Source organism: Streptomyces hainanensis (genome assembly GCF_004348415.1).
Lineage (GTDB): Bacteria > Actinomycetota > Actinomycetes > Streptomycetales > Streptomycetaceae > Streptomyces > Streptomyces hainanensis.
Genome location: NZ_SMKI01000520.1, coordinates 1 through 4,938 on the forward strand (window position 1 = coordinate 1; position 4,938 = coordinate 4,938).

The following is a 4,938-nucleotide window of genomic DNA, read 5'->3' on the forward strand; positions in this document are numbered from 1 at the left end:
GCACAGCTGGCCGCGGGGGCGCTCGGCGTCGGCGAGTGGAACGCGGTGCTGGGCACGACGCTGACGCTCAAGGGGGTCAGCGCGGCGTGGCGGTCAGGTCTCCGCCACCTCGTAGGGGACGTTCCGCTCGGTCAGGTCGCGCAGTGCCCGGCCGTCCGCGCCGTCGTCGACGATGACGCGGTCGAACGCCGACAGCGGGGCCACCCGGTGCAGGGCCACCCGGCCCAGCTTCGAGTGGTCGAGCAGCAGCACGTTGCGGGCCGCGGCGCGGAGCATGACCCGCTTGACCGAGACGATGTGCTGCTCCTGGTGGTAGGCGAGCCCCTCCGACACCGCCGAGGTGGACACGAAGCACAGGTCCACGTTCAGCGCCTCGATCGCGTCCACGCAGGAGACCCCGAGGAAGGAGTCGTGCAGCGGGTCGTAGTCGCCGCCGAGCGCCATCAGCCGGATGTCGCGCTCGCCGGCGAGCAGGTTGATGATCTTCAGGAAGTTGGTGACGACGGTCAACGGCGTGATCCCCGTCAGTCGACGGGCCAGCGCGAGCGCCGAGGTGGAGTCGTCGAGCAGGACGGCCATGCCGGGCTCGATCAGCCCGACCGCCCGCTCGGCGATGGCGTCCTTGGCGGGGCGCATCGACTTCAGCCGGTAGGCGACGTTGCTCTCGAACACGCCGGACGGCTGGGCGGTGACACCGCCGCGGTGTTTGCGCACGATGCCCCGGCGTTCCAGCTCGTCGAGGTCGCGGTGGATCGTCATGAGGCTGACGTCGAAACGTCCGGCGAGATCGGCGGCGGCGACGGAGCCGGCGGAGAGCACCAGGTCGGCGATGTCCTGCCGGCGCTGCTCGGGGCCGCGACGACCGCTTCTGTCCATGGTCATGGTCCGATTCTTCGTTGCCGAGGGGAGGCGGCAGCAAGCTATAACAGGCGCGCTGTGTTGTTAACACCCAGGACAGAACTCGTCGTTGCCTGTCACGGGCATCTCGGCACCCGGGCGCCGGCGTTGGGCCGGCACCCGGGGCCGACAGATAACAGAGTCCCCTTGTAACTTCACATCACGACATCACGTCGAACCGCGGGAAGTGCTCGTCGGGCAGCCGGTCACCGGGCCTCAGCCCGAGCGGATCGGTGACCGGGTGGGCCGGTTCGGGTGCCAACCGGAGCTCGGCGTCGACGTAGATGACGACGTGCGCGACGCGCGGGTCTCCGGTGTGGTTGGGGGTGGCGGTGTGGGCCAGCCGGGAGTCGTGGAACGTGCAGTCGCCGGCCCGCAACGGCACGGTGACCCGCGGCTGGTGGCGCAGGTCGGGGGCGAGGTTCATCAGGTCGTCGTGGTCGGTCAGGTCCTGCGCGCGCAGCCCCTCCAGGTGCTGGCTGCCGGGGATGAACGTCAGGCAGCCGCGCTCCGCCGGCACGTCGACCAGCGCCACCCAGGCGGACAGCGCGTGCCGCGACCCGGCGTGCGGCCAGTACGGCTGGTCCTGGTGGAACTCCGTCGCCGCCCCGTTGTGCGGCTCCTTGATGAGCAGTTGGTCGTGCCACAGCCGCAGCGGGATCCCGGCCAGCCGGGTGGCGATGCCCGCGAGCCCCGGGTCGAGGGTCAGTTCGCGCAGCCGGCCGTCGGTCCGCCACAGCTGCAGCAGCTGGGTGAAGGCGGCGCCGGAGTGGAAGTCGTCCAGCCGGTCGCGGGCGGCGAGCGCGGCCTTGGCGTACCGGGCGGCGTCCCGCCGGGAGAGGACCGCGGGCAGGTGGACGAAACCGTCCCGGCGGTAGCGGGCGAGCTGCTCGTCGGTGAGCGTGTCGGGTGTGGTGCGGGGGCGTTCCGCGGTGGATGTCATGCGTTTCACGGTCGCAGGGGGCCCGCGCACCGGACAGCACGAAACCGCCCGTCGTGTAGCACAATCCCGACATGCACCAGGTGCGCAGGACGGACGTCTTTCCGCCGGGCGAGCACCACGTGGTGGCCGAACGCCACCACCTGTCCGAGGCCGCCGCGCCCCACAGCCACGACTTCCACGAACTCGCGGTGGTGACGGGCGGCACCGCGGTGCACGTGTCGGGGGCGGGCGAACGGCCGCTGGCACGCGGCTCGGTGGTGCTGCTGCGCCCCGGCGACTGGCACGGCTACCGCGCCTGCGCCGACCTGGTGGTGCACAACGTCTACCTCGGCTCGGAGGTGCTCGGCCACGAACTCGCCTGGCTGCGCGCCGACTTCCCCTTCGCGCCGGCGCCGCACGACCCGGTCGCGCTCCCGCCGCTGACCGGCGCCGCGCTGGCACTGGCCGAGTCGTCCCTGACGGCGCTGGCCGCCGGCGGCGCGCCACGGACGGTACGGGTGGGGCTCCTGCTGTGCGTCCTCGGTGGAGCGCTGCCCCCGGGCAGCGGGGCGGCCGCGCGACCGCACCCGGCGCTGACGGCGGCGGTGCGCCTGCTGGAGCAGGACGTGGCGGCGGCCTGGACGGTCGAGCGGCTCGCCGGCACGGCCGGTCTCTCCCCCGGCCGGCTGGCCCGGCTGTTCACCCGGGGGATGGGGGTGCCGCCCATGGCCTACCTGGCGCGGCTGCGGGCGGAACGCGCGGCGGCGCTGCTGATCGAGACCGACCTGCCGGTGGCGGCCGTCGGGCGCCGCGTCGGCTGGCCCGACCCCAACTACGCGAGCCGCCGCTTCCGCCACCACTTCGGCCTCAGCCCGGCCCGCTACCGCGAGCGCTTCCGGGCGTAGCCGCGCGCACCCCGCCGGCCGTGCGCCGGCGCGGGTGGCGTGGCCGGGCCTTCCGGCGCTCAGTGCTCGACGGGTTCGTCGTCCAGCCGTTGGCCGCGCAGCAGGAACCAGGCCGCGACGGCGGTGGCCAGCAGCACCGCGGCCCCCGCGCCGGCGGCGAGCCCCAGGCCGTCGACGAAGGACTGGCGGGCGGCGTCCAGCAGGTTCGCCGCGGTGTCGGGAGGCAGGTGGGTGGCGGCTTCCACGGCCCCGCCCAGGGACTCGTGGGCCGCGTCGGGGGTGCCGGTCGGGCCGGTGAAGCCCCGGTAGACGCCGGTCACCAGGGACCCGAGCAGCGCGATGCCGAGCGCGGTGCCGAGCTCGTACGCCGTCTCGGAGACCGCGGACGCCGCGCCCGCCCGCTCCTTGGGGACGCTGGAGAGGATGACGTCGGCGGTGACCGTGAAGGAGAGTCCCGAGCCGAGCCCGACGACCAGCAGAGCGGTGCCGAGCAGCGGATAACCGGTGGACTGGTCGATGACGGTGAGCGCGGCGAGTGCCACGCCGACCGCGGCCAGACCGCCGGAGACGGTGGCACGGACCGAGAACCGCCGGGCCGCCCGGCCGGCGAGCAGACCGGCCGTCACCGCGCCGACGGCGGCGGGCAGCTCGGCGATGCCGGCCTCCAGGGGCCCCCTGCCCTGCACCAGTTGCAGGTACTGGGAGAGGAAGAAGATCAGGCCGGCCAGGCCCAGGATGGTCATCAGGTCGGCCAGCACCGCGCCGCTGAAGCCGCGGCTGCGGAAGAGCCGCGTGTCGAGCAGGGGGGTCGGCAGGCGCCGCTGCCGCCGGACGAACACGGCGAGGGCGGCGGCACCCACCAGCCCCGCGGCGAGCGGTCCCCACCCGAAGCCGTGCGCGGCGGTCTCCTTGATCGCGTACACCACGCCGACCAGGCCGACCAGCGACAGGACGACGCTGACGAGGTCCCACGGGCCGGGGTTCGGGTTGCGCGACTCCGGCAGCAGCCTGATGCCGAGGACGACGAGGACGGCCATCACGGGCACGTTGATCAGGAAGACCGAGCCCCACCAGAAGTGCTCCAGCAGGAAACCGCCCACGATCGGGCCGATCGCCATGCCGGCGGAGGCGGCGGCGCCCCAGATGCCGATGGCGACGCTGCGTTCGCGCGGGTCGTGGAAGAGGTTGCGGATCAGGGCGAGGGTGGCGGGCATCAGGGTGGCGCCGGCGACCCCGAGCAGGGCGCGGGCCAGGATCATCAGCTCGGGGGTGGACGCGTAGGCGTTGAACACCGATATCGCGCCGAACGCCGTGGCGCCCAGCAGCAGGACGCGTTTGCGGCCGACGCGGTCGCCGAGGCTGCCCATGGAGATGAGCAGGCCGGCGATCACGAAGGAGTAGACGTCGCCGATCCACAGCAGCTGGGTGCTCGACGGGCTCAGGTCCTCGCTGAGATAGGGGGTCGCGAGACCGAGGACGGTCGCGTCGACGGCGACCAGCAGCACGGCGAGGACGAGGACGGCGAGCGCCAACCAGCGGCCGGGACGGTTGACCGCCCCGGTGGTGTCGGCCGGCCGCAGGGTGCTGGTCATGACCGCTCCCGCCGGGACGCGCCGCCGAGCAGCAGCTCGACGATCAGGTGGGTGAAGTCGTTGCGGGCCACCCGGCCCTCGCTCACCGCCCAGGCCGCGGAGGCGAACAGGCCGTAGAGCGCCTCGGTGAGCCACACCGGGCTGAGGTCGATGCGGAACTCGCCGCTCTCCTGACCCCGACGGAACAGCGCGTTCATCCGGGCGTCCATCCGGGCCCAGCCCGCGTTCTGCTCGGCGCCCTCGAAGAGCTGGTTCTCGGTGTAGAGGAAGGCGAGCAGGCCGGCGGAGGGCTCGATTCCGCCGACCAGGCGGCGCACCGCGTCGGCGGCCGGCCCCTCCTCCAGGCGCGCCGCGTCCAGGGCGGCCTCGCACTCGGCGATGGCGAGGTCCTCCAGGGCGCGCACGAGGGCGTCACGCCCGGCGAAGTGGCGGTGCAGCGTCGCCCGACTGATCCCCGCGGCCTGGGCGACCTCGTCCAGGGTCGCCGTGCCCTTGCGGGACAGCAGCGCCGCGGCGGTCCGCAGCACAAGATCACGATCAACAGCCATGAGACAAGCATAAACCTGATGAGACACTGACGTCTCAAAAAAGACGCGTGGAGCTCATCACCCCGCCCCCACCC

The 4,938-nt window shown here is 73.4% G+C and carries 5 protein-coding genes; 1 reads left to right on the forward strand and 4 read right to left on the reverse strand.

The features are described from left to right. Window positions 1-93 precede the first annotated feature (93 nt). Window positions 94-882, reverse strand: a complete 789-nt coding sequence (locus tag E1283_RS31575; protein WP_132821598.1) for a DeoR/GlpR family DNA-binding transcription regulator — start codon at window positions 880-882, stop codon at window positions 94-96. A 175-nt stretch (window positions 883-1,057) separates the two neighbouring features. Continuing rightward, window positions 1,058-1,840: a phytanoyl-CoA dioxygenase family protein gene (locus E1283_RS31580; RefSeq protein ID WP_132821599.1), complete on the reverse strand. Its 783-nt coding sequence runs from the start codon at window positions 1,838-1,840 to the stop codon at window positions 1,058-1,060. Between the two features lie 71 nt (window positions 1,841-1,911). On the opposite strand from E1283_RS31580, the gene E1283_RS31585 reads away from it, so the two are divergent. Continuing rightward, window positions 1,912-2,724 (forward strand): AraC family transcriptional regulator, encoded by an 813-nt coding sequence (locus E1283_RS31585; RefSeq protein WP_132821600.1) that lies wholly within the window; start codon window positions 1,912-1,914, stop codon window positions 2,722-2,724. 59 nt (window positions 2,725-2,783) lie between these two features. Here E1283_RS31585 and E1283_RS31590 read toward each other — a convergent pair whose 3' ends face one another. Together E1283_RS31590 and E1283_RS31595 are read right to left on the reverse strand one after the other, a co-directional pair. Beyond that, on the reverse strand, window positions 2,784-4,316 hold the full coding sequence (locus E1283_RS31590; protein ID WP_132821601.1) for an MFS transporter: 1,533 nt from the start codon (window positions 4,314-4,316) through the stop codon (window positions 2,784-2,786). Next, entirely contained in the window at window positions 4,313-4,864 is a 552-nt protein-coding gene (locus E1283_RS31595) for a TetR/AcrR family transcriptional regulator (RefSeq protein WP_132821602.1), read from the reverse strand. Before E1283_RS31595 ends, E1283_RS31590 begins: the two co-directional genes overlap by 4 nt. Between the last annotated feature and the right edge of the window lie 74 nt (window positions 4,865-4,938).

Bases quoted from the DNA above. Each gene is read 5' to 3' on its own strand.
- E1283_RS31575 (WP_132821598.1), bottom strand. From the start codon at position 882: ATGACCATGGACAGAAGCGGTCGTCGCGGCCCCGAGCAGCGCCGGCAG.
- E1283_RS31580 (WP_132821599.1), bottom strand. From the start codon at position 1,840: ATGACATCCACCGCGGAACGCCCCCGCACCACACCCGACACGCTCACC.
- E1283_RS31585 (WP_132821600.1), top strand. From the start codon at position 1,912: ATGCACCAGGTGCGCAGGACGGACGTCTTTCCGCCGGGCGAGCACCAC.
- E1283_RS31590 (WP_132821601.1), bottom strand. From the start codon at position 4,316: ATGACCAGCACCCTGCGGCCGGCCGACACCACCGGGGCGGTCAACCGT.
- E1283_RS31595 (WP_132821602.1), bottom strand. From the start codon at position 4,864: ATGGCTGTTGATCGTGATCTTGTGCTGCGGACCGCCGCGGCGCTGCTG.